The following is a 25,282-nucleotide window of genomic DNA, read 5'->3' as shown; positions in this document are numbered from 1 at the left end:
GCAAAGTTGAAAAGGGCTAGATTTCTAGCCCTTTTTTTATGTTCAAAAATTTAAGTATAATGCTTTATGCAATCTAACTCTCAATCACACCCTCATGCTCAGCATGAGTTCTTATGCGGCAAGTACACACTTACGCTCAATCGACCACATGTCATGGGTATAGTGAATGTTACGCCAGACTCTTTTTCTGATGGCGGAAAATTCTCATCTACTGATTTAGCTGTCGAACATGCTTTGAAACTAATAGCAGAAGGTGCAGATATCCTGGATATAGGTGGTGAATCTACCCGCCCGGGTGCTGCAGTTGTTAGCTTAGATGAAGAGCTCAAACGCGTGATTCCTGTGATCGAAACTTTAAGCAAGACTTGTAATGTGCCTATTTCAATTGATACCTATAAGCCCGAAGTGATGCGCCAAGCTATCGCTGCGGGTGCGGACATTGTGAATGATGTTCGTGCTTTACAAGAACAGAATGCGCTAGAGATTGTTACGCAAAGCAATGTAGGCGTTTGTTTGATGCACATGCAAGGCACACCTCAAACCATGCAGTTAGAGCCCTATTATGTTGATGTGGTGAGCGAAGTTAAGCAGTTTCTTGTAGATAGAATGAATGCCGTATTGGCACATGGCATTGTAAAAAATCGTATTTTGTTAGATCCTGGTTTTGGTTTTGGCAAAACACGCGCGCATAATATTGCACTCATTCAACACTTGGATGAGTTGAATGCAATTGGTCTGCCTTTGTTAGTTGGATTATCACGTAAATCTGTACTTGGTTCTATTACTGGTGGCGATGAAGGACAGCGCTTATATGCAAGCATTGCTGCCTCTGTGATTTCCGCAATGAAGGGCGCTAAAATCATACGCGTGCATGATGTGAAAGCAACTGTTGACGCGCTTAAAGTTGTGACAGCTATTCAATAAATGAAGCTCTGTAAATCAGACGCTTTAAAAAAACTAAAATAAAGTAGGATAAATAATGAGTAAAAAATACTTTGGTACTGATGGCATTCGCGGCAAGGTAGGCGAACATCCCATTACTCCAGACTTTGTGATGCGTTTAGGTTATGCGGCAGGTAAGGTGCTTACTTCTGTGAATAATAACCTTGCAAAGGGAGCACACCCTGCCGTACTAATTGGTAAAGATACGCGTATTTCTGGCTATATGTTAGAAGCAGCACTAGAAGCTGGATTGTCGGCCGCCGGTGTAGATGTATTGCTAACTGGGCCTATGCCTACTCCAGCGGTAGCTTATCTCACTCGTGCCTTACGAGCTCAGGCGGGCATCGTTATTTCAGCATCGCATAATCCTTTTTATGATAACGGCATCAAGTTTTTCTCTAGCGAAGGCGCAAAGCTGCCCGATGATATTGAGCATGCTATTGAAGCTGAACTTGAAAAGCCCATGCAGGTGATGGAATCAGCTAAGCTTGGTAAAGCACGTCGTATAGATGATGCAGCAGGTCGCTATATCGAGTTTTGTAAAAGTACTTTTCCTAACGATTTAGACTTGCGCGGTTTAAAAATCGTGTTGGATTGCGCACATGGTGCGACTTATCATGTGGCACCGAACGTTTTTCATGAACTAGGTGCAGAAATTGTATGCATCGGCAATAAGCCAGATGGACTCAATATTAACGAGCAAGTCGGCTCAACACACCCGCAAGCCTTGCAAAAAGCTGTGCTTGAATATCAAGCAGATTTAGGTATTGCGTTTGATGGTGACGGTGACCGTGTAATGATGGTGGATGCACAAGGTAATTTACTGGATGGGGATCAATTACTTTACATTATTGCTATTGGTTTGCATGCAGTAGGTGGGCTGAATGGTGGTATCGCAGGCACACTCATGACTAATCTTGCATTAGAGCATGCTTTTGATAAACATCAAATTCCATTTGCTCGCGCCAAGGTGGGTGATCGATATGTGTTGGAATTGTTAAACGAAAATAATTGGAAATTAGGTGGTGAGAATTCAGGTCATATTCTTACATTAGATAAGCACACCAGTGGTGATGCGATTATCGCCGCATTGCAAGTATTGCATGTTTTAAAACAAAGCGGTAAGACCCTCACCCAGATGAATGCCGAGCTGGTACTTTATCCGCAAGTGCTTATTAATGTAACCACTAAAACTAAGCTGAACCTTGAGATTCCACAAATTCAAAATGCGGTTAAAAAAGCTGAAAATGAATTAAATGGCGCAGGTCGCGTGCTACTAAGAGCGTCAGGTACAGAACCTAAAATTCGAGTAATGGTAGAAGGCCAGGATAATTTTTTAGTACAAAAACTGGCTGAGGAAATTGCTGAAGTGGTTAGGGCAGCGGCGAGCTAAAAAAGAACTTAATGCTAGTTGGAGTTTGGTTATTACTGTTAACCAAACTCCGCTAAATAAAATTAGCTAGTGTGAACTAGTGGTTTGAACTAATAGGTTTGAATGTTAAGAGTTGGCGTCTTGCTCCATCTGTTCTATTGTGGTGTGGCGAACATCTTTACCTTTTACCATGTACACAACATATTCAGAGATGTTTTTTGCATGGTCGCCGATGCGTTCAATCGCTTTCGATACAAACAATACTTCCAATGACATAGAAATGGTGCGAGGGTCTTCCAGCATAAATGTAATCAGCTGACGTATGGTCATTTGGTATTGACCGTCCACTTGCTCATCCATTTGTGCAATAGGCAGAACTTTAGTAGCATCTGAACGTGCAAACGCATCTAGTGACATGTGTAGCATTTCACGTGTCAGGTTTGCCATAGTTTTGATTTCAGCAAAACGTGGTGTCCACATGCGATCGGTTTCGCTTGATTTTAATGCTAGGCGTGCAACTTTTGCAGCCTCATCACCAATACGCTCTAAGTCTGTAATGGTTTTAATCATCATCAGTACCATGCGTAAATCTCCAGCGGCTGGCTGACGCAAAGCAATAATATGGCTGCAGTCCTCGTCAATTTGCACTTCAAGCGCGTTAACTTGGTGGTCATTATTAATGACTCGTTTAGCTAACTTGGCGTTTGATGTGGTTAATGCCTCTAAAGCATCAACAATCTGCTGTTCAACTAGCGATCCCATTTCAAGCACTTTGGCGCGCACAGCTTCTAATTCTGAGTCGTACTGTTTATAGATATGTTCAGATACCATCACTTATTCCTTTAAAAACTTTACTCAATAAAACTTATAAAAAATATCACTAGTTTGGCAACTTACCGCCAAACAAATGAGCGGCTAACAGTTAGCCGAATTTACCTGTGATGTAATCTTCTGTTTCTTTACGGCTAGGGCGCGTAAAAATCGTATTGGTTTGATCAAACTCCATCAGTTCGCCCAAGTACATATAAGCTGTGTAATCTGATACGCGAGCAGCTTGTTGCATGTTATGTGTCACGATAACGATGGTGTACTCTTTTTTCAACTCATGAATCAAGTCTTCAATGCGCGCTGTAGAGATTGGGTCTAGCGCAGAGCACGGCTCATCAAGCAACAATACGTTTGGCTTTACAGCTACGCCACGCGCAATACACAAGCGCTGTTGTTGACCACCTGATAAACCAGAACCACTTTGATGAAGCTTGTCTTTAACTTCATTCCAAATAGCGGCTTTTTGCAGCGCCCACTCAACGCGGTCGTTCATGTCTGATTTAGATAAGTTCTCGTAAAGCTTCACACCGAAGGCCACATTGTCGTAAATAGACATCGGGAATGGTGTTGGTTTTTGGAAAACCATACCAACTTTAGCGCGTAGTAAATTTAAATCTTGTTCGGCAGAGTGAATATCTTTGCCATCAAGCAAGATTTTCCCTTCTACACGTTGCTTAGGGTAAAGCTCATACATGCGGTTAAACGTACGTAGCAAGGTTGATTTTCCGCAGCCAGATGGGCCAATGAAAGCGGTCACTTGGCTTGCTGGAATATCAATATTGATATCTTTAAGCGCATGAAATTTACCGTAGTAGAAATTCATGTTTTTGGCTGAGATCTTCGCTTGAAGCGATTGCGTTGACATGCTCGTGGACATATTTAAGTAATCCTAAACTAACTGTGAGATTGATTTTGACGAAACACCGTACGAGCCAAGATATTAAGGCCAAGCACGAATAAGGTAATGAGTAATGCACCAGCCCATGCAAGGTGCTGCCAGTCTTCATATGGACTCATTGCGAATTGGAAAATCACAACCGCTAAACTTGAAATTGGTTGGTTCATATCAGTGCTCCAGAACTGATTATTCAACGCGGTGAATAATAGTGGTGCGGTTTCGCCACTGATACGTGCAACCGCAAGTAACAGCCCTGTCAGAATCCCAGTTCTTGCTGATTTGTATACAACATTCACAATGACTTTCCAGTAGGGTGCACCAAGCGCTGCTGCGGCTTCACGCAAGGTACTAGGCACCAATGACATCATGTTTTCTGTGGTACGTACTACAACAGGTATCACTAATAGTGACAGGGCGAATGAACCAGCCCAGCCAGAGAAGTGATTAACACTATGCACGGCGACTTCATAGACAAATAGGCCAATCACAATCGACGGTGCTGATAATAAGATGTCGTTAATGAATCTAGTAGTTGGTGCTAACCAGCCTGATTTTCCGTATTCTGAAAGATAAGTTCCAGCTAGTATCCCTACAGGTGTGCCAATGACGGTAGCAAAAAACACCATATATAAACTACCAACAATAGCATTTAACAAACCGCCTGAGCTACCAGGTGGTGGCGTCATTTTAGTAAATACATCCAGCGTTAAGTGGCTAAGACCTTGGCTGAACAATGTCCATAAAATCCATACTAAGAATGTGAGTGCGAATATAACTGTGGCAACAGATAGGCTAAGCGTCAGTCCGTTGACAAATTTACGACGCATGTAGCGCTTGTTATCAAGGCCTTTCATGACTGTTTCCCTTCACGCAGTGATAAGCGTATCAATAACAATTTAGCCAGTGACAGCACAATAAATGTAATCACAAATAATGTTAGACCGAGTGTAATGAGTGATGAAGTGTAGACATCACCAACTGCTTCAGTAAATTCGTTAGCTAAAGCGGATGAAATGGTATTACCTGGCATCATGAGCGAAGCGGATAGTTCATGCGCATTACCAATCACAAATGTTACCGCCATTGTTTCACCAAGCGCTCTGCCTAAACCAAGCATAATGCCGCCAACTACACCAGTTTTAGTGTAAGGAAGCACCACGTTCCAAATGACTTCCCAAGTGGTTGAGCCTAGTCCATAAGCTGATTCTTTAAGCATACTAGGCACAATCTCGAATACATCTCGCATGACTGATGCAGTGTATGGAATCACCATAATCGCAAGAATGAAGCCTGCGGTAAGCATGCCAATACCCATAGGTGGGCCTTGAAATAGAACGCCGATTAAAGGCAATGCGCCAAGGTTGTCGTTCATCCAAGGTTGCACGTGGTCAGCAAACAAAGGCGCAAATACAAATAAACCCCACATGCCGTAAATGATACTGGGGATACCTGCTAATAGCTCAATAGCTACACCAATCGGGCGCTTAAGCCAATTGGGAGAGAGTTCTGTGATGAAGATGGCAATACCAAAGCTCACCGGAATGCCGATGAGCATGGCAATTAAAGCAGTGATAAACGTACCATAAATAGGCACTACACCACCAAAGTCAATCGTGACTGGATTCCATGCCGTGCTTGTGTAAAAAGATGCACCGAACATCTTTAATGCCGGCAGGCTACCAACTAACAAGGTAATGATAATGCCAAACAGTAAGATGAAAACTAGGAAAGCAAAAAACATGGTCGTGTAGCGAAACAGCTTATCTAGCGTCGCTCCAATGTTTTTATTTTGTGGACTATTCGGCATTGAAATTGATTCTCGAATGATGTTTTGTTCATTTAAAACTGCCGAAGGGGCATAAATATCCATTTTTATATTTCCTTCAGCAGTGTTTAAGTTGATATTGTTAGCAGAAGCAATTTAGATCGCTTCTGCTAACTTTAGTGACTACTTTTACTTATTTGATTTAAAACTATTTAGTCCAAACTGCAGCGCCATCTTTGCTTTTGATGTTTGTTTTCCAGCTAGTTTCAATCAATTTAACAACGTTGTCAGGCATTGGCACGTAGTCCAAACCTTTTGCCATCAAAGCACCATTGCTGTAGCTCCAGTCAAAGAACTTAAGCACTTCAGCGCCGTTAGCTGGTTTGTCTTGTAGTTTGTGCATCAAGATGAAGCTAGCACCGGTGATAGGCCATGTTGCTTTACCTGGTTCGTTAGTTAAAATTTCGTAGAAGCCAGGTGCTTTTTCCCATTCAGCGTATTTAGCTGCAGATTGGAAACTTTCAATACTTGGTTTAGTAAACTCACCATCACGGTTTTGCAAGCTTACTGTAGGTAAATTGTTTTGTTTAGCGAAGGCATATTCAACATAACCAATTGAACCTTTAATTCGCTGTGCATATGAAGCCACGCCTTCATTACCTTTGCCGCCTAAACCAGTTGGCCAAGCAACAGAAGTATCGGCACCTACTTTATCACTCCACTCTTTGCTAACTTTGCTTAAGTAGTTTGTAAATACAAAAGAGGTACCTGAACCATCAGAGCGATGCACTACAGTAATCGCTGTATCTGGTAATGCTAAGCTTGGGTTAAGTGCTTTAATTGCTGGGTCATTCCATTTAACGATTTTTTTCAAGTAAATGTTAGCTAACACTTCACCGTTTAGGCGCATTTCGCCATCAGTAACGCCAGGTACATTTACTACAGGAACTACACCACCAACAACCGCTGGGAATTGCACTAAACCAGCTTTTTCTAGCTCTTCAGGTTTTAATGGTTTGTCAGAAGCGCCAAAATCTACTGTTTTGTTAGTGATTTGTTTAATACCACCGCCAGAACCTATAGATTGGTAATTTAATTTAACGCCAGTTTTAACATTGTATGACTCAGCCCATTTTGCATAGATTGGGTATGGAAAAGTAGCGCCAGCACCAGTAATATCAGTTGCGAATGCGCTAGGGGCGAGGATAAGGCCCGCTGCTAAAAGTGCTGCCTTAAGATTAAAGTTGCTTACTTGCATTAATTTCTCCTGTTTGTTTCATGAGTAGGTTTAACTTGATGACCATTCTAGAAATCAAATATGACAATTTAATGACAAATTGAAGAAACGTTAAAAATAAAAAAGGGACTATTAATAGGCCCTTTTTTATTTAATAAGCTAAGTTTTAGCTATTTTAAAAATGTGCTACCAAAATGGTAACTAATCGCTGCAATTAAGCCCGCGCATGGGATGGTGAGAACCCATGCCCAAACAATACGAGATGCCAAACCCCAGCGCACTGCAGAAACGCGTCTTGACAACCCAACGCCAACGATTGCGCCGGTAATTGTATGTGTGGTTGATACTGGAATGCCGAGGGAAGTGGCTATAAATAAGGCGATAGCCCCAGAAGTTTGTGCACAAAAGCCACCAGAAGGACGAATGCGTGTGATGCCCATCCCCATAGTCCGGACTATACGCCAGCCGCCAAACAATGTGCCGCATGCCATAGCAATTTGGCAAGAAATGACTACCCAGAATGGCACATGGAAATCACCTTGAATGTAGCCGTTAGCATAAAGTAAAACTGCAATAATACCCATGGTTTTTTGTGCGTCGTTACCACCATGACCTAAGCTGTAAAGAGAAGAGGATACAAACTGCAACTTATTAAACATGCGCTCAGTTGGGTACGGCGATGATTTTTCGTATATCCACAACACTAGCACCATTAGTATTAGCGCGAGCAGCATGCCGAATAAAGGCGAAAGAATAATGGCGACTGAAGTTTTAATCAGACCTTCGGCAACAATAGCGCCAGTACCTGCTTTAGCCACACCAGCGCCAACTAAGCCGCCAACTAATGCATGTGATGAAGATGATGGAATACCAAACCACCAAGTAATCAGGTTCCATGATATGGCGCCACTAAGCGCGCCAAATATCACCGCATTATCAATAATCTCTTTAGAAATAATGCCTTTACCGACAACGTTGGCAACATGCAGCCCAAAAAACAAAAAAGCGATTAAGTTAAAAAATGCCGCCCAAACTACCGCTGCTTGAGGCGTCAGTAAGCGCGTTGAAACCATAAGTGCAATGGAGTTTGCAGCATCGTGAAAGCCGTTCATGAAGTCAAACATGAGGGCCACCACCACGAGCATCGCCATGATGAGGATTGCGTGATCCATACCGTGCTCCTTAAATGCGCTCTAGCACGACACCGTGGATTACATCGGCCACATCTTCACAGCTATCAACCGCCATTTCAAATAAATCATAAAGCTCTTTTGAGCGAATCAATTTGCGAGCATCTGCTTCTTCATCAAACAAACGGCGCATGCCAGCACGCATGACGTGGTCAGCTTCACCTTCAATTGCGCTAATTTCTTCGCAAGTACGTAAAATGCGCTCTGCATTTTTCATGTCGGAAAGCATACTCACAGCATCACGTACTTTCTCTGATGCACGCAGTAAAATTTGACCTAGTGCCACCATTTCAGGTGTGAAGTCACTGTGACCGTAAATTTTAGAGCTTTGTGGAATATCTTCCATGTAATCGATAATGTCATCTAACGCCATAGCTAATTCGCGAATTTCGCGGCGGTCGAACGGAGTAATGTAAGTTTTGTGAAGTGAGAGAAGAATTTCTTTGGTGTATTCATCCGCTTGCGATTCAATCGCTCTGATTTCAGCAAAATGCTCTTCGAATTTGGTTGGATCATTCACTGCCGACATCATGGCTAATACTTTGGAGCCTTTCACTGCGCTATCTGCCAAACTGTTAAACAACACAAAATAATTGTCGTTGCGTGGTGATATTGCAGCCATTAATCGGCCGAAAACAGCATTTGCCATACATCATTCTCCCAATATTTTTATTACAAATTTATTGCAATTTAATTTCAAATTTATTATTTCGCTATTTTAACCGCCCACGATTAAATCCGCGAGCGTTAATGTCATAAATAACTAAATTTCTTAAGATATAATTCGTTCAAATTTTTAATCTAACCATTCACTTAACTCTATACAAAATCACGTATTCTCTTTGGTATTTTAGTAAGTGAGTTAATTACTGTTTCCCCAAGTTGTTTGTGAATTTATGTACTTTAGTGACTAAATATTTTTGCTAATATTCAGACTGTAGTTATTTGTTTCTCTATTTACGCACTGGTAGTTGCCGTGCTGTAATGCTAGCACCATGAAAGTTGACTTTAAATGAGCGTCACCATTTACCATAATCCATCCTGTGGGACTTCTAGAAATACCTTGGCGATGATACGCGCGAGCGGTGTGGAGCCTGAAGTCATTGAATATATAAAGAATCCACCAAGCCGAGAGCGTTTAGTTGAGTTGATTGCTGCCATGGGTGGCAGTGTACGTGAGCTTATCCGCGAAAAAGGCACGCCTTACGTGGAGTTAGGTTTAGATAATGCAAACGTATCGGATGACGCTTTGATAGGCGCTATGTTGCAGCATCCCATTCTTATCAATCGACCCATTGTAGTGACTAACAAAGGTGTTAAATTATGTCGCCCATCTGAGTTGGTGTTAGATATTCTGGAAAATCCAAATATTGGTATTTTTGCTAAAGAAGATGGTGAAGTAGTTAACGTGGCAAATAAAGTTTGTTAGTCAATCAACTCGCAATCGCGCGCCCTTTGATTGACGACGAGAGCAGTAGTTTGGCTACGAACAATGCTTGCGTGGCGGAAAGAAACTTAAACGAGTTGTTGACGCATGTATTCAAGCACGCGGCACCACACAATGCGGTGGTGGTGTTTGATACGCGTTGCGAGCTGGCAACTACTTTGACACAAGCTTATAAACGTTGCCTGCCAGATGCGCAATTGATTGATTTTGATCAACATACGCCAGATGCTGTGCTAGCGGTGTTGTCTGGTTTAGCCGTCTCAGATTTGGTTGTACTCGTTCAGTCGACCAATTTCAGGCTGGAGGCTTTTCGTATTCGTGTCGAGTTGTTTAAGCGTGGACTTAAAGTCATTGAGCATCCGCATTTGAGTCGTATGGCAGGTGCTGAGGTCAACTACTACATAGATGCGTTGGCGTATGACCCCGTGTATTTTCGTGGAGTAGGAAACAGCCTCAAAGCTATCATCGACCAAGCGCAATATGGTTGCCTAGACAGTGGCGGCGATCAGTTTCCCGATGCTCGCTTGATGTTTGGTTCAGCTTTTGAATCCGCCAAACTTAATGTAGGTGATTATAGTGAGATGCAGAATGTAGGTGGACAATTTCCTATTGGAGAGGTCTTCACCGAGGCGCTTGACCTAGAAGCTGTGCGCGGTCGTGTTCGCATTTTCGCTTTTGGTGACACGCAGTACAGAGTCAATCGCCCAGCTAAACCTATTACTTTGATTGTTGAAAACGGACAAGTGGTTGCCACTGAAGATAGCACGCCGCAATTCGATACTGTACTCGCCAATATTCGCGCTGATGAGCAAGTGGTCTGGCTACGTGAAATTGGTTTTGGGTTGAATCGTGCATTTACAAAAGACCGCGCTGTGAGCGACATCGGTAGTTATGAACGCATGTGCGGTGTGCATTTGTCATTAGGCGCCAAACACGGCGTTTATGGCAAACCCAACTTTAAGCGCGGTGATGGAAAGTATCATATAGATGTATTTGCCGTCACTGAACGAGTCACGCTAGACGAGCAAGTGGTTTACCATGATGGCGCCTGGTGCGTCGGAGTGGAGTAAAAATGGGGTGTGTTTTGCTGTATAATATTCGCTTTCAATTGCATCGCAAGTCATTGTAGAAACCATTATGGAAGCCGAACAACTCAATATCATCGCTAATCGTCTAATTGACTTAGGTGAGCGTAACAACGACCTTAGGGGGTATCTTTGACTTTGAGACCAAGTCTCAACGTCTAGAAGAGGTCAATGGTTTGTTGGAAGACCCAAAAGTTTGGGATGACAACAAAAAAAGCCAAGCATTAGGTAAAGAGAAGCGAGCGTTAGAGCTTGTCGTGCACAGTCTACAGGCAGTTGAAAGCAGTTTAAACGATAGTCGCGAGCTATTTGAAATGGCGCGTGAAGAAAACGATGATGACACTTTATTAAGTGTAGATGTCGATTCGCAAGCGGTAGAAAAACAGGTCGCTGAGATGGAATTCCGCCGCATGTTTTCTGGTGAGTTGGATTCAAATAACTGTTTTATCGAATTCCAATCTGGCAGCGGTGGCACAGAAGCGCAAGATTGGGCGGCTATGCTGCTCCGTATGTATCTACGTTATTGCGAACGCAAAGGCTTTAAAGTTGAAGTGCTAGAAGAGTCTGATGGCGATGTAGCAGGCATCAAAGGCGCATCGATTAAGGTGACTGGCGATTACGCTTACGGCACTTTAAGAACTGAAAATGGTGTGCATCGCTTGGTGCGTAAATCACCGTTTGATAGCAACGCCAAACGCCACACTTCATTTGCCAGCGTTCAGATTTTCCCTGAAGTCGATGATTCAATTCAAATTGATATTAACCCAGCTGACTTGCGTATCGACACTTATCGCGCCAGTGGGGCGGGTGGTCAGCATATTAACAAAACCGATTCTGCCGTGCGTATTACCCATCTACCGACTAATACTGTGGTGCAATGTCAAAATGACCGCTCACAACATCGTAACCGCGATGAAGCGATGAATATGCTTAAAGGCGCGCTGTATAACCTAGAACTAAACAAGCGTAATGCAGACAAACAAGCGCTTGAAGATGCTAAAACCGATATTGGTTGGGGGCATCAAATCAGGTCTTATGTGTTGGACCAAGGCCGTATTAAAGATTTACGTACCAATGTAGAAATTGGTAATACGCAAGGCGTGCTTGATGGCGACCTTGACCCATTTATACAAGTCAGTTTGAAGCAGGGAGTTTAAGAATGAGCAGCCAAGAAAATAACCAGCAAAATAATGAAGTAATCCCAGTAGATGAAAACCATGTGATTGCAGAGCGTCGTGAGAAGCTAAAATCCATCCGTGAAGCCACTGGTGGCGTGGCGTTTCCTAACGATTTTAAGCCGCAACATAAAGCCGCTGATTTAATCGCAGCCTATGCTAATCAAGAAAATGAAGCATTTGAAGCAACACCAGTTAACGTTGTAGTGGCTGGCCGCATGATGTTAAAACGTGTGATGGGTAAAGCAAGCTTTGCGACCATACAAGATGGTAGCGGCGCAAATGCAGGCAGCCGTATTCAGCTTTATGTAGCCAAAGACATGATCAGTGAAGAAGTCTACGAGCAATTTAAACATTGGGATTTGGGCGACTTTTTAGGTGCAACTGGCTATCTGTTTAAAACTAAAACAGGCGAGCTTTCAATCAAAGTGACTGAAATTCGTTTGCTAACAAAATCTTTACGCCCATTGCCAGAAAAATTCCACGGTTTGCAAGATCAAGAAGTTAAATATCGCCAACGTTACGTTGATTTAATTACCAGCGAAGAAACGCGTGCGACTTTTGTTGCACGTAGCAAAGTCGTTTCTGCAATCCGGAACTTCATGATTCAAAATGAATTCTTAGAAGTTGAAACGCCGATGTTGCACCCTATTCCAGGTGGTGCTTCAGCTAAGCCATTCATTACGCATCACAATGCTTTAGATATGCAAATGTACATGCGTATTGCTCCAGAACTATATTTGAAACGCTTAGTCGTTGGCGGTTTTGAGCGTGTGTTTGAAGTAAATCGTAACTTCCGTAACGAAGGTTTGAGCGTTCGTCATAATCCAGAATTCACCATGATGGAATTTTATGCAGCTTATACTGACTATCAATGGTTGATGGACTTTACTGAAAACTGTATTCGCACTGCAGCCATCGCAGCACGCGGTACTGCCGTGCTGGAGTATCAAGGTCGTGAGCTAGATTTGAGCAAGCCATTCCAACGCTTAACGATTGTTGGCGCTATTCAAAAATATGCACCGCAATACACGCTTGGGCAGTTAAATGATGAAGCTTTCTTACGTGCAGAAATCCTTAAGCATGGCACGAAACCATTTGACCATGCAGGTTTGGGCGCATTGCAATTGGCATTGTTTGAAGAAACTGCTGAAAGCCAATTATGGGAGCCAACTTATATTATTGATTACCCAGTTGAAGTTTCACCATTGGCACGTGCATCAGACAAAAACCCAGAAATCACTGAGCGTTTTGAGTTGTTTGTGACTGGTCGCGAAATCGCAAACGGGTTCAGCGAGTTAAATGATGCTGAAGACCAAGCCGCACGTTTCCATGCGCAAATGAAAGCCAAAGAAGCGGGTGACCATGAAGCGATGTTCTATGATGCGGACTTTATTCGCGCATTGGAGTACGGCATGCCGCCAGCAGGCGGTTGCGGTATCGGTATTGATCGCTTAGTCATGATGATCACCGACAGCGCAAGTATCCGTGATGTAATTTTATTCCCGCACATGCGCGCTGAATCTTAAGTTAGATGCAGAAAACATGATAAAAACCGCAAGCTGAAGAAATTAGCTTGCGGTTTTTTTACGCCATATATTTTTTTAAATGACATCAGTTTTTATCTATACAAGTTAACTGATGTAACTCAGATTTTTAGGAACACTCAATGTCAAAACATCTTCAATTAGGTTTGCTTGCAGCTTTGTTGCTAGTTAATGCTTGCAACACATTAAGAGCAGAAGAATCTACTCAATTTGATTGGGCTTCACTACCTGTTAAGCCAAATGCTAATAAACACGCAAGTGTTTTAGCTACTTTTCAGCTGCCAGATACCGATATTTCTACGCTAAATCCTAATATTGATTTAGGCGACAATGCGCAAGCTGTTAAGAACGGTTACCCCAATCGTCATATCCCTGGCATTGGTTCAGCCATTGCTACTATACCGAATAAACCAGGTGAGTTTTACATGTTAACGGACAGAGGCCCTAATTTTGATCATACCAATTGGCTAGGCAACGTAAATGGTAAGACCTTTCCTTTACCAAAATTCACGCCTGCAATCGTTCATGTCAAGCTCACTCAAGGTAAAGGTGCAATTGGGCGGATTGAAGTGATTCGTGCTATTCCGATTGTGGATAGCAAAGATCAACCAGTAACTGGGTTAAGTAATCATGAAGTTGATGAGCAAGCATTCTCAGGCAAGTCCAATACACCATTGAGTTTTCACCCGGCGGGCCTAGACACAGAAGCTTTGCAGCTTTTACCAGACGGCAACTTTTTAGTCTCAGAAGAATACGGGCCTAGTATTGCAGTCATTGACAGGAGCGGCCACGTGCTGATGCGCTACGTGCCTATTGGCAAAACCTATGATGGTGTAAATTATCCGGTAAAAGAGCTATTGCCATCAATCTATAAAGAGCGACGTGGTAATCATGGCTTTGAAAATGTCAGCGTTACGCCAGATGGCAAAACTGCATACGCGACCCTACAAAGCCCAATGGGAAACGAAAACAAAAAGGCATATAAAAAAAGTCGGCTGGTTAGAATACTACGCTTAGATATTACCAAGCCTACAGATGCAACAGTGACAGGCATGTTTGTGGTCTTGCAAAGCGATAAATCAGCCTATCCAAAAACCGATAAGCAAAAGGATCTGAAATACTCAGATGCTGTAGCAATTTCTCAAGACAAGCTTTTGTTGTTAGAACGTGCCACCAACAAAGTAAAGTTAATCGAGGCTGATTTAAGTGCAGCAACCAATATCCTTACACATATAGATATGAATACTTTGCTATTTGAGAAGGAGGGTGAAAAGTTAGGGAAGCTCACTATTACACCCGCGAGCACCAGAGAAGTATTCGACAGTCATGATGTGCGTTCAAAAATTGATACTGATAAACTGGAAGGTTTAGCGGTGTTATCACCCAATGTAGTGGTGCTAAGCAATGATAACGATTTTGGTGTAGGTGAAAATACCAATAACTACCCTAGTAAAGCATGGGTAGTGCGCTTAGGTAAAAGTTTGTCTATGCCTTAGTGCAATACAAAATCAGTATATTGCCCTACTAATAATTTTCAAAATCACTAGTAGGGCAGTAACCCGTTGTGAGCGATGCGGCAAAATTAATTAACGGGTTGCCCGTTTACTTTTTAATGCTTGTTGTTATAAAAACGCCGCTCCGCGACGTGTACGTTGCTTCTAACATGTCTAGCTCTAGATAAATTAATGCTCAAAATTACCTATCATTCCCCCTGTTGTTAATTAGCAACAATGCTGTTGCTAATTGCCCACCAATTAGTTCTTTGTCATCAAATTGTCATAAAAAAATAACACACTGCTCGTGTTGAAAAAATACATTGATGCAGTTAATTTTATGAAGGGATTTTTGATGAATTTTAAATTACGTAACATGGTAGCCGCAACGCTAGCTGGCTCAGTTTTAATGAGCTTTGGCACAAGTGCAATGGCTGACTCTACATTTGATCTAGTACAAGCTTTAGTTGCTAAAGGCGTATTGACAGAAGAAGAAGCATTACCATTGTTGAAAGGCCGTGAAAACGACATTCAACTTGCTGATAAAAAAGTAAAGAAAGCAGCTAAGCTTGGTATATCTGATGCTATTGATAATGCTACTTTGTATGGTGATATTCGTGTACGTGCTGAACATCGTGAAGGTAGTGGTGTTGCAGTTACAAATGCAGCTGAAGTTGACTCTAATAGAGATAGAGCTCGCTATAAACTGACTTTAGGTGTTAAAACTACTGCAGGTGATTTTTACACTGACTTGGCACTTGCTATGGGTCAGAGCGGCCGTTCAGATAATGCGACATTTGGTAAAAATCCAACAGCAGCATCACCAGCGGGTGGATTAAATGAGAAAGAAAATATTCTTGTAAAACGTGCGATGGTCGGCTGGAATGCAACAGACTGGCTAACCCTTGAAGCTGGTCGTATGGAAAATCCACTCTACACTACGCCAATGGTGTGGGATGCCGATTTAACTGTTGAAGGTTTGACTGAAAAAGTTAAATATAAGTTGAACGATGCTGATTTTTTCTTAACTGCGCTGCAAGCAAGTTATAGAGGCGACAGAGTTTATACAGGTACTGGGGCTGGATCAAATCCAACTACTGAATTGTTTGCGTATCAAGGTGGTGCTAGATACCAATTCAATGACCACACATCTGCTAAAGCTGGCTTGACTTATACTACTATAAATCACAATGTACAAAATGCTGCTTTCAAACCGGGTCTTAGTACCGATGCATTGTCTGGTAATGTTGGAGTAAACGATTTAGATACTATTGAAGTACCCGCAGAAGTTAACTACATGGTTAACAGCAGCATTGGTGTGCGTTTATACGGTGACTACGTAGTTAATACAAGTGGCTCTGATCGTTTTAATGCTGCTGTTGCAGCTACCTCTTCAGCTGACCGTAGTAAAGTATCTGCAGCAGGTAATGATGACACAGCATGGTTGTTAGGTTTTGTGGTTGGTTCAGCAAATGATTTTAAATCGTTTGAAGGTAACAAAATGGTTAAAGGTGATTGGCAAGCACGAATTTGGTACCAAGACGTAGGTGCTTATTCAGTTGATCAGAACGCTGTTGATTCAGATATTTTTGACTCACGTGTAAACATTAAAGGCACAACCTTTAAAGCGCAATACAATGTGCAAGATAACGTAGCTATAAATTTCGCATACGGTCACGCAACACGTAAGAATGGTGCTTTAGCTACAGCAGTTGGAAGTGGTAATGATATTGGTCTTAATTTGAGCAGCTTCGATTTAGTTCAATTAGATCTAACTTACAAGTTCTAATAAGTTAGACTGTGAAAAAAGCCCGCTGCTAGAGCGGGCTTTTTTCATTCTGCTTAGTACACCTGTCTCTGAAAATATACAATCAGGTATAATTCATGTACATAGTTTTGAAAGGTAAACCGCATGTACCAGCACCCATTACTTAATCGCGATAAGATGTCTCCACAAGAGGCCTTGGATATTTTGATTGAAGGCAATCATCGCTTTACGCATAACCAAACTTCAAAAAAAGATTACCAATCATTAATTGAAATTACGAAAGATAAGCAACATCCATTTACTTCATTTTTAAGCTGTAGCGACTCTCGCGCACCTGTGGAATTGTTGTTTGATCAAGCTTTGGGTGATGTGTTTAGTGTGCGTTTGGCGGGTAATATTGCTTCAGATAAAGGGATTGGTAGCTTAGAGTTCGCAAGTAAATATTTAGGTTCTAAACTAATTGTTGTACTTGGACATACGAGTTGCGGCGCAATAAAAGCTGCTTGCGATAATTTTAGAGAAGGCCATATTGGCGAGATTATTAATCATATTCGTCCAGCTGTTCGTCAAGAGAAAACGGTGCTGGAGTCGCGCGATTCCAGCAATGAAGATTTTGTAGCTAAAGTATGTGCGCAGAATGTTAGGGTGCAAATTAAGCAAATTTTGCATAGCAGCGACATTATTGAAGATATGCTCAACGAGAAGAAAATAGGCTTGATTGGCGCTGTTTACGATATATCTACAGGTCAAGTTAACTTTCTAGAAGATACCTTAAAGCTTTAAGACCTCGAAACTCAAACACCTTAAAGTTCTTAGCCTTTAAGGTGCAAAAGGCCTATCGATGGCCTTCTTTTGCCATATTGATTGAATACTTTGGTATTTCAACCACTAAATCCTCTGTACCAACAAGCGCTTGGCAAGATAAGCGCGAGTTGGGCTCTAATCCCCAAGCTTTATCCAGTAAGTCATCTTCTTGATCATCTGATGGGTTAAGCGATTTAAAACCTTCACGCACAATCACATGGCAAGTCGTGCAGGCGCAGGCTTGGTCGCAGGCGTGGTCAATATCAATATGGTTTTTTAACAATACCTCACATATTGAATCGCCTGTTTTAGCTTCAATCGCTGCACCATCTGGGCAGAGTTCTACGTGTGGCAGTATGATGATTTGCGGCATTTTGTTTCCTTGCTAAATTTTTCTGTCATTTCCGCCTACGCTAAAATGCAGGTCTTATAAGTTAATTGAATCTAAGTTTTTACCACTTAATGCATGGCTCACACTAGCATTCATGCGAGCAGCGGCAAATGCTTCGGTCGCGTGGTTTAAAGCATCTACAGCTTTGTTAATGGCGACAGCATCTTCAGCTTGGCTAATTCTTTGTAGATTTTGTATTTCAGTTTCTATTGTTTGCTTCTCTTGTTCACTAATCAGATGGCTATCAGCAGCAAGTGCCAAAGTGACTGAATTAATAATGGCACCTGCTGATACACGTGCTTCAGCCAGCATGCGTGCTGTTTTATCAGCTTCTGCACTGCCAAATGATGATTTCAGCATATGTGTAATTTCGTCTTCGCTTAACCCATACGATGGTTTAACCACCACATGTGCTTCAACACCATTGGTTTGTTCACGAGCGCTGACTGAGAGTAGCCCATCAGCATCTACCTGAAAGGTCACGCGTATGCGTGCAGCCCCAGCAGCCATAGGAGGAATACCACGTAGCTCAAAACGCGCTAACGAACGGCAATCTGCCACTAGCTCACGTTCGCCTTGCACTACTTGTATGCTCATGGCCGTTTGGCCATCTTTGTAGGTGGTGAAGTCTTGCGCGCGCGCAACAGGTAATGTGCTGTTGCGAGGGATGATTCTTTCTACTAAGCCGCCCATAGTTTCTAAACCTAAGGAAAGTGGGGTCACATCTAGCAGCAATAAATCATCTTCGCTGCGGTTGCCTACCAAAGCATTGGCTTGAATCGCTGCACCGAGTGCCACCACTTTGTCTGGGTCTAAATTCGTGAGCGGTGTTTGTTTAAAATACTCTTCAACCGCTTGTCTCACTTGTGGCATGCGTGTAGCGCCGCCGACCAATACTACGCCTTTAATATCCTCTAATTTAAGGTTAGCATCACGCATGGCTTTACGCGTAGGTGCGAGCGTTTTAATCACCAGCTGTTGGGTGAACTCTACAAATTGAGTCGCGCTGAGCGTGACATCAACTAACAACCCATTACTTAATCGGCACACAATTTGCGCTTCATGGTTATCTGTTAACCATTCTTTTGCCTGACGCGCTTTGGTCAGTAGCAAGCGCGTGTCGTTTTCACTTAGCGGATTAAAATTACTGGTACTTTCTCTAATTCTATCTAACACCCAGCAATAAATGCGGTGGTCAAAATCATCACCACCAAGTGCAGAATCACCATTCGTCGCAAGCACTTCAAACACGCCTTTGCTGAGTTTAAGTATTGATACGTCAAATGTACCGCCACCTAAATCATAAATGACAAATGTGCCTTCTGCAGCGTTGTCTAAGCCATAAGCCACCGCAGCTGCGGTAGGTTCGTTGAGCAGGCGTAATACATTCAGCCCAGCTAGACGCGCGGCATCTTTTGTCGCTTGGCGCTGTGCATCATCAAAATAGGCTGGCACAGTAATCACTACGCCAATTAATTCGCCACCAAGTGATTTCTCTGCGCGTGCTTTAAGTGTTTTCAGGATTTCAGCGGAGATTTCTACTGGCGTTTTTAAACCGGCACGAGTTTGAATTTGCAATAATTTTGTTGAGTCTGAGCTATCTACAAAGTTATACGGAATATGCGCTCTATCTGCAATATCTTTTAGGCTACGTCCCATAAAACGTTTGGCTGAGGCAATGGTATTCACAGGGTCGGCACTTTGTTGCGCTTGTGCATCGTGTCCGACCACTACTTCGCCCTCGGGCATATAGCGCACTACAGAAGGCAGCAGTGCATGACCATGCTCATCTTGTAACACGGTAGCCATGCCACTTTTTACTGTGGCCACTAGAGAGTTTGTGGTGCCTAGGTCTATACCCACAGCCAACTTGTGTTGGTGTGGTGCGGCACTCATGCCAGGTTCGGATATTTGCAGTAATGCCATTAGATAATTGCCATCAGTTTATTGCTATCTTAAATGTCTATTTGTTCTATTGCGCGATTAATGTCTTCAGACACTTTATCGATAAAAATGAGCTTACGAGTGGCATCAGTAGCAGCGGCGTAATCCTTCTGCACATCTAGCAAACTGACTAAACTCTCTTGCAAGCTTTTTGCGTCAGCACGAATTTCAGCTAATAAGCTATCTAAAGCGTCTACATCTTTTGCTGACACTGCATCTTCCGTTGCTTCTCGCCATTCCATTTGCTGCATCAAAAAATCAGTTGGCATGGCTGTATTAGTTTCGCTAATCGCAGTGATGCCTTGTAACTCTAAAAGATATTTAGCGCGATTAGCCGGATTTTTAAGGCTTAGATAAGCTTCATTTGCTAGGGTTGCTTGTTGCATCGCGCTTAACTTTTCAGCAGCTGGCGCAGTCACAAATCTGTCTGGGTGCGACTCAGATTGTATCTTGCGGAAATTGCTTTCTAGTGCGGCTAACTCAATATTGAAAATTGGTTCAAGTCCAAACAACTCAAAGTAATTCAAACTCACACTGTAAAGCTTTCACCGCAACCGCACTCGTCTTTTACGTTTGGATTGTTAAACTTAAAGCCTTCATTTAAGCCTTCTTTGGTAAAGTCTAATTCTGTACCATCAATGTAAACAAGGCTCTTAGGGTCAACAATCACTTTAACGCCGTGACTTTCAAACGCGGTGTCTTCTGGATGCATCTCATCTACAAACTCCAGTGTATACGCCATGCCTGAGCAGCCTGTGGTTTTAACGCCCAAACGTAAGCCAATGCCTTTGCCGCGATTGGCAAGGAATTTTTCTACGCGATTAGCCGCGGTTTCTGTCAGTGATATTGCCATAGATTATGCAGTCACTTTCGCAGCTTGTTTCGCTTTAATGTCAGCAACAGCTGCTTTAATTGCATCTTCAGCCAATACTGAACAGTGAATTTTTACTGGAGGCAATGCTAACTCTTCAGCGATTTCTGAATTCTTGATCGCATAAGCTTCTTCAATAGTACGACCTTTAAGCCACTCTGTTACCAAAGAGCTTGAGGCAATGGCTGAACCACAACCGTAAGTCTTGAATTTAGCATCTTCAATAATGCCGCTATCATTCACTTTAATCATTAATTTCATTACATCGCCACAAGCTGGCGCACCGACCATACCGGTACCTACGTTTGGATCGTTTTTATCTAACGTACCAACGTTACGCGGGTTTTCGTAGTGGTCTAAAACTTTATCTGAATATGCCATGTTGCTCTCCTAATATAAACTAAAACGCATCGTAAACTCATCGTTAGCTTCGCCTCGCCGTACTAAATGTACTGTCTTCGGCTTGCTGCCTTGATTTTACTTCGCCTTTTAATTCATTAAACTCTATATAAATTCTAAAAAAATATTCTAAATCAATCTAATGTGCAGCCCACTGCACTTTACTTAGATCAATTCCGTCCTTAAACATTTCCCAAAGTGGGGATAATTCTCTTAATTTATCAATTTTACTTTTCATTAAGTTGATGGTGTAATCAACGTCTTCTTCAGTCGTGAAGCGACCGATTGAAAAGCGAATTGAGCTGTGCGCCAATTCATCGGTACGACCTAAAGCGCGCAATACATAGCTTGGCTCCAAGCTGGCTGATGTACATGCAGAGCCGCTTGAAACGGCAATACCTTTAACGGCCATAATCAGAGATTCTCCTTCTACATAATTGAAGCTGATATTCAAGTTATGTGGAACGCGGTGTTCTAAATCACCATTCACGTAAACTTCTTCCATAGTTTCTAAGCCATGCAACAATTTATCGCGTAAGCGGCGAATGCGTGCGTTTTCCAAATCCATTTCTTCGCGAGCAATTCTAAACGCTTCGCCCATACCAACGATTTGATGCGTGGCTAATGTACCTGAACGCATACCACGCTCGTGACCGCCGCCATGCATTTGCGCTTCAATCCGAATACGTGGTTTACGGCGAACATACAAAGCGCCAATGCCTTTAGGGCCGTACGTTTTATGTGCACTGAAGCTCATTAAATCGACAGGTAATTTTTCTAGATCAATATGTACTTTACCTGTTGCTTGCGCCGCATCTACGTGAAAAATCACGCCATTTTCACGGCAGATATTGCCGATTGCAGTAATGTCTTGAATCACGCCAATTTCATTGTTGACTAACATCACAGACGCTAACACGGTATCTGGACGAATAGCCGCTTTGAATTTTTCTAAATCCACTAAGCCATTTGGTTCTGGTTCTAAGAATGTGGCTTCAAAACCTTGGCGCTCAAGTTCACGTATTGGGTCAATCACCGCTTTATGCTCAGTTGCTACGGTGATAATGTGTTTGCCTTTGCCGCTGTAGAAATTAGCCGCACCTTTAATTGCAAGGTTGTTTGATTCAGTCGCACCAGATGTCCAGACGATTTCGCGCGGGTCTGCACCCACTAACTTGGCAACTTCTTCACGTGCGTTCTCAACCGCTTTTTCAGCAGTCCAGCCGTACGGATGGCTACGTGAAGCTGGATTGCCAAAATCTTCCGTTAAATATGGAATCATTTTTGCGGCAACGCGCGGATCAACAGGTGTAGTTGCTGAGTAATCCAAATAAATTGGATGCATACTATCTTCTGCGTGTTTTGAAACTGGCATTTCTAGTGAAGCTGACATTCTTTTATTTATCCTTGCATTTTATTAAATCGGTTTGGGTTTTATAGGCCGGTAAAAACTGCCCTAAAAACCTTAATTAAGCGGCTATCGCCGTCAATTGTTTTAATCTCATAATTTCATTATTCAATGTGGCTAAAAAGTTTGCCACTTGTGCTGCCGTGTTACTTGCACCAAAACTAACTCTTACTGCGCCACGCGCTACGTCAGCAGGTATGTCCATGGCCAAAAGTACATGGCTAGGTTCAGTACTGTCGCTAGAGCAAGCTGAGCCGCTAGCAACCGCGTAGCCTTTACGATCTAATGCCATGACCAGTGTTTCACCTTCAATATTGTCAATCGCAAAAAAGCTGGTATTCGGGATGCGCGCTACTTGCTTGCCGAAAATGCTAACATCTAATGCTTGTAAACCTTGCTCAAGCTGATTGCGTAAGGCTGCAGTGTGAGTCGCAAAATTCGCCCGATTACTCATGGCTAGCTCACAGGCTGCGCCAAAACCAACAATTGCTGCAACGTTTTCTGTGCCGCTGCGTAAACCTTTTTCTTGTCCACCACCATGCAATAGTGGCTGTATATCTAGTTTTTTATCGACTACAAGTGCTGCCGCACCTTGTGGGCCATGAATCTTATGGCTGGAAATCGTCATGGCATTTACATTTAAATCTGCAAAGCTCAGATCAATTTTCCCAAGCGCTTGTACCGCATCAGTATGCATAAATGCACCTGCGCTTCGTGCCATATCAGCAATAGTACCCAGCTCTTGTATCACACCTGTTTCATTGTTTGCCAACATGACTGAAACCAAGCCTGTTGGTGTTTTTAACTGTAATTTAAATTTCTCTAAATCTACTTTTCCGTTTGCATCAACTACAATTTTTTGACTGACATAACCATGTTGTTGCATCGCTATTGCAGGTCGAGTCACACATGGATGCTCAATGGCGCTTGTTAAAATTTGTCGCGCAGTCGCCGCTGATTTAATTGCGGCAATACCTTTTACAGCAAAATTATTGGCTTCAGTGCCACACGAAGTAAATACCACTTGCGAGGTATAAGCACCGCAGGCTTCAGCTACTTGAGCTCGTGCATGTTCAACAGCATCACGCGCTGAGCGACCAAAAACATGGCGACTGGTTGGGTTGCCTGCTTGGTTTGTCATCCAAGGTAACATGGCTTCTAATACGCGATTATCAAGCGCAGTAGTCGCATTATGATCAAAATAGATGTTGGCCATTGCTAAAGTATCGTGAGTGTTAAACGACCGCAGCCTCGATAGTTAGATCTTTTTGACTGCAAGCACTGTTAGCACGCGGCATAATGGTGACTTTTTTATCTGATGTCTGTGACGCAACCATATCGGCTAAACTTACGCCGGCAAGGTAATCTAAAATCTTAGTGTTGAGCGTAGACCATAAGTCGTGTGTCATACAGCGACCTTCATCTTTACAGTTTTCTTGACCACCACAGTGTGTTGCGTCGATTTGCTCATCTACCGCATTGATAATTTCAGCTACTGAAATGTCGGCATAGTTTTTTGCAAGCTTGTAGCCGCCGCCGGGTCCGCGAACACTGTTCACTAAACCTTGACGACGCAAGCGGCTGAATAGCTGCTCTAAATATGAAAGTGAAATGCTCTGACGTTCGCTAATACCTGCGAGTGTAACGGGTTTAATTTCGTTAAGCTCGCTACCTGCAAGCTTACTCTCGCTATTGGCTAGCGCTTCGTGTAATGCTAAGTCCAGCATCGCAGTCACAGCAAAACGACCTTTTGTTGTAAGTTTCATTAGTAAATAGCACCTATGTAATTACAGGCAATTTTATAATACCTGATCACTTTAGTCAACTATTAGCCCATTTAAGTTCACTTGCTAAAGCAACTCATTTAAGTTGCTTGATAATTCTATTCCAGGCAAGATTTTTTACGCTTAGCGACTTTTTTAGATGATTATTCTGAGGTGATTTTTTTAGTGACTTTGCTTTTTATTGGTTGTTTTACATCAAATGCAGTAGCAACCTTGGTATCACTAGTTTCATCATTACTGAGCGCCTGCAGCTGTAAAGTTAGTTCAGCCAACTTAGCATCTTGTGCTGCACTGTGTTCTAGTAGTACCTGTAGCGCTTTAGACATCGCCTCGTGATTGAACTTATCGTTATCATCAATCACCGCATAAGCCGTAAAGCTGGCGCTTTTGCTAGACTCTTCTTTGTTGGCTTTTTCTTCTTCTAAAATCCGCGCAGGTATGCCAACAGCTGTTGCATTGGCAGGTACGTTTTTTACTACAACTGCATTTGAGCCGATTTTTGCACCAGTGCCTACGGTAATCGGGCCGAGTACTTTTGCCCCAGCACCAATCACCACGCCACTTTCAAGCGTCGGATGACGCTTACCTTTGTTCCATGAAGTTCCGCCAAGTGTTACACCGTGGTAAAGCGTGCAATCATCGCCAATCACGGCTGTCTCGCCGACTACTACGCCCATACCGTGGTCAATAAACACGCGACGACCAATAGTGGCACCTGGGTGAATTTCGATGCCTGTGAGCCAGCGAGCTAGATGCGAATTAAAGCGCGCAAGCCAATATAAGTGCTGCTTCCATAGCCAATGCGATAGGCGGTGCATCAGCAGCGCATGTACACCAGGGTAAGTGGTAAGTATTTCCCAATGTGTGCGCGCAGCAGGGTCGCGCTCGAACACAATGGAGATGTCTTCTTTTAGGTGATTAAACATGGCGATAT

General features: G+C 42.8%; 25 protein-coding genes. 9 read left to right on the top strand and 16 right to left on the bottom strand.

All coding sequences use genetic code 11. From position 1 onward, the window contains the following. The first annotated feature begins 66 nt into the window (after nucleotides 1–66). Together folP and glmM are read left to right on the top strand one after the other, a co-directional pair. Complete coding sequence (gene folP, locus M301_RS10095; protein WP_013148676.1) at nucleotides 67–924, top strand: dihydropteroate synthase; 858 nt, start codon at nucleotides 67–69, stop codon at nucleotides 922–924. A 55-nt stretch (nucleotides 925–979) separates the two neighbouring features. Then, on the top strand, nucleotides 980–2,335 hold the full coding sequence (gene glmM / locus M301_RS10090; protein ID WP_013148675.1) for a phosphoglucosamine mutase: 1,356 nt from the start codon (nucleotides 980–982) through the stop codon (nucleotides 2,333–2,335). A gap of 105 nt (nucleotides 2,336–2,440) precedes the next feature. On the opposite strand, the gene phoU is transcribed toward glmM, so the two are convergent. From phoU to M301_RS10055, 7 genes are all read right to left on the bottom strand, one after another. Next, nucleotides 2,441–3,145: a phosphate signaling complex protein PhoU gene (gene phoU, locus M301_RS10085; RefSeq protein WP_013148674.1), complete on the bottom strand. Its 705-nt coding sequence runs from the start codon at nucleotides 3,143–3,145 to the stop codon at nucleotides 2,441–2,443. 91 nt (nucleotides 3,146–3,236) lie between these two features. Then, nucleotides 3,237–4,019, bottom strand: a complete 783-nt coding sequence (gene pstB / locus M301_RS10080) for a phosphate ABC transporter ATP-binding protein PstB (protein ID WP_013148673.1) — start codon at nucleotides 4,017–4,019, stop codon at nucleotides 3,237–3,239. A 17-nt stretch (nucleotides 4,020–4,036) separates the two neighbouring features. Next, the gene (gene pstA, locus M301_RS10075) at nucleotides 4,037–4,894 is read right to left on the bottom strand and encodes a phosphate ABC transporter permease PstA (RefSeq protein ID WP_013148672.1); all 858 of its coding nucleotides are present in this window, start codon (nucleotides 4,892–4,894) and stop codon (nucleotides 4,037–4,039) included. Next, complete coding sequence (pstC, locus tag M301_RS10070; protein ID WP_013148671.1) at nucleotides 4,891–5,910, bottom strand: phosphate ABC transporter permease subunit PstC; 1,020 nt, start codon at nucleotides 5,908–5,910, stop codon at nucleotides 4,891–4,893. Before pstC ends, pstA begins: the two co-directional genes overlap by 4 nt. A 103-nt stretch (nucleotides 5,911–6,013) precedes the next feature. Further along, nucleotides 6,014–7,063, bottom strand: coding sequence for a phosphate ABC transporter substrate-binding protein PstS (gene pstS / locus M301_RS10065; RefSeq protein ID WP_013148670.1), 1,050 nt, complete (start codon nucleotides 7,061–7,063; stop codon nucleotides 6,014–6,016). Between the two features lie 149 nt (nucleotides 7,064–7,212). Next, on the bottom strand, nucleotides 7,213–8,214 hold the full coding sequence (locus M301_RS10060) for an inorganic phosphate transporter (RefSeq protein WP_013148669.1): 1,002 nt from the start codon (nucleotides 8,212–8,214) through the stop codon (nucleotides 7,213–7,215). 10 nt (nucleotides 8,215–8,224) lie between these two features. Then, nucleotides 8,225–8,881, bottom strand: coding sequence for a DUF47 domain-containing protein (locus tag M301_RS10055; RefSeq protein ID WP_013148668.1), 657 nt, complete (start codon nucleotides 8,879–8,881; stop codon nucleotides 8,225–8,227). A 363-nt stretch (nucleotides 8,882–9,244) separates the two neighbouring features. On the opposite strand from M301_RS10055, the gene arsC reads away from it, so the two are divergent. The 7 genes from arsC (at nucleotide 9,245) to M301_RS10020 (ending at nucleotide 17,530) form a co-directional block, all read left to right on the top strand. After that, nucleotides 9,245–9,661, top strand: coding sequence for an arsenate reductase (glutaredoxin) (gene arsC, locus M301_RS10050; protein ID WP_013148667.1), 417 nt, complete (start codon nucleotides 9,245–9,247; stop codon nucleotides 9,659–9,661). Continuing rightward, nucleotides 9,655–10,749, top strand: a complete 1,095-nt coding sequence (locus M301_RS10045; protein WP_013148666.1) for a hypothetical protein — start codon at nucleotides 9,655–9,657, stop codon at nucleotides 10,747–10,749. The genes arsC and M301_RS10045 overlap by 7 nt, the downstream gene beginning before the upstream one ends. Nucleotides 10,750–10,816: 67 nt before the next feature. Then, nucleotides 10,817–11,921 (top strand): peptide chain release factor 2 gene (gene prfB, locus M301_RS10040; protein WP_148218598.1). Its coding sequence is split into 2 segments (ribosomal slippage): nucleotides 10,817–10,897 and nucleotides 10,899–11,921, totalling 1,104 coding nucleotides; the frame shifts between segments, so codons are not numbered across the junction. Between the two features lie 2 nt (nucleotides 11,922–11,923). After that, entirely contained in the window at nucleotides 11,924–13,468 is a 1,545-nt protein-coding gene (gene lysS / locus M301_RS10035; protein WP_013148664.1) for a lysine--tRNA ligase, read from the top strand. Nucleotides 13,469–13,608: 140 nt separating this feature from the next. Further along, nucleotides 13,609–14,982, top strand: a complete 1,374-nt coding sequence (locus M301_RS10030) for an esterase-like activity of phytase family protein (RefSeq protein WP_013148663.1) — start codon at nucleotides 13,609–13,611, stop codon at nucleotides 14,980–14,982. Nucleotides 14,983–15,334: 352 nt separating this feature from the next. Then, nucleotides 15,335–16,768 carry a putative porin gene (locus M301_RS10025; RefSeq protein ID WP_013148662.1) on the top strand — a complete coding sequence of 478 codons (1,434 nt, stop codon included), beginning with the start codon at nucleotides 15,335–15,337 and terminating at the stop codon, nucleotides 16,766–16,768. Nucleotides 16,769–16,891: 123 nt separating this feature from the next. Then, a complete protein-coding gene (locus M301_RS10020) occupies nucleotides 16,892–17,530 on the top strand; it encodes a carbonic anhydrase (RefSeq protein WP_013148661.1) in 639 nt (212 codons plus the stop codon). A gap of 52 nt (nucleotides 17,531–17,582) precedes the next feature. On the opposite strand, the gene fdx is transcribed toward M301_RS10020, so the two are convergent. The 9 genes from fdx to cysE form a co-directional block, all read right to left on the bottom strand. Beyond that, nucleotides 17,583–17,924, bottom strand: a complete 342-nt coding sequence (gene fdx / locus M301_RS10015) for an ISC system 2Fe-2S type ferredoxin (RefSeq protein ID WP_013148660.1) — start codon at nucleotides 17,922–17,924, stop codon at nucleotides 17,583–17,585. 54 nt (nucleotides 17,925–17,978) lie between these two features. Next, nucleotides 17,979–19,868: a Fe-S protein assembly chaperone HscA gene (gene hscA / locus M301_RS10010; protein ID WP_013148659.1), complete on the bottom strand. Its 1,890-nt coding sequence runs from the start codon at nucleotides 19,866–19,868 to the stop codon at nucleotides 17,979–17,981. A gap of 29 nt (nucleotides 19,869–19,897) precedes the next feature. Next, on the bottom strand, nucleotides 19,898–20,419 hold the full coding sequence (gene hscB, locus M301_RS10005; RefSeq protein WP_013148658.1) for a Fe-S protein assembly co-chaperone HscB: 522 nt from the start codon (nucleotides 20,417–20,419) through the stop codon (nucleotides 19,898–19,900). Continuing rightward, nucleotides 20,416–20,739: an iron-sulfur cluster assembly protein IscA gene (gene iscA, locus M301_RS10000; protein ID WP_013148657.1), complete on the bottom strand. Its 324-nt coding sequence runs from the start codon at nucleotides 20,737–20,739 to the stop codon at nucleotides 20,416–20,418. Before iscA ends, hscB begins: the two co-directional genes overlap by 4 nt. A 3-nt stretch (nucleotides 20,740–20,742) precedes the next feature. Beyond that, complete coding sequence (iscU, locus tag M301_RS09995; RefSeq protein WP_013148656.1) at nucleotides 20,743–21,138, bottom strand: Fe-S cluster assembly scaffold IscU; 396 nt, start codon at nucleotides 21,136–21,138, stop codon at nucleotides 20,743–20,745. A gap of 157 nt (nucleotides 21,139–21,295) precedes the next feature. Next, nucleotides 21,296–22,549: an IscS subfamily cysteine desulfurase gene (locus M301_RS09990; protein WP_013148655.1), complete on the bottom strand. Its 1,254-nt coding sequence runs from the start codon at nucleotides 22,547–22,549 to the stop codon at nucleotides 21,296–21,298. Nucleotides 22,550–22,625: 76 nt separating this feature from the next. Beyond that, the gene (locus M301_RS09985) at nucleotides 22,626–23,780 is read right to left on the bottom strand and encodes a cysteine desulfurase family protein (protein WP_013148654.1); all 1,155 of its coding nucleotides are present in this window, start codon (nucleotides 23,778–23,780) and stop codon (nucleotides 22,626–22,628) included. Nucleotides 23,781–23,799: 19 nt separating this feature from the next. Further along, entirely contained in the window at nucleotides 23,800–24,330 is a 531-nt protein-coding gene (locus tag M301_RS09980; protein WP_013148653.1) for an Rrf2 family transcriptional regulator, read from the bottom strand. A 161-nt stretch (nucleotides 24,331–24,491) separates the two neighbouring features. After that, entirely contained in the window at nucleotides 24,492–25,274 is a 783-nt protein-coding gene (cysE, locus tag M301_RS09975) for a serine O-acetyltransferase (RefSeq protein ID WP_013148652.1), read from the bottom strand. Nucleotides 25,275–25,282 lie beyond the last annotated feature (8 nt).

It is taken from the genome of Methylotenera versatilis 301 (assembly GCF_000093025.1).
GTDB classification, from domain to species: domain Bacteria; phylum Pseudomonadota; class Gammaproteobacteria; order Burkholderiales; family Methylophilaceae; genus Methylotenera; species Methylotenera versatilis.
Note: the sequence above shows the minus strand (reverse complement) of the source record. Positions and strands in the feature narration are given on the sequence as shown.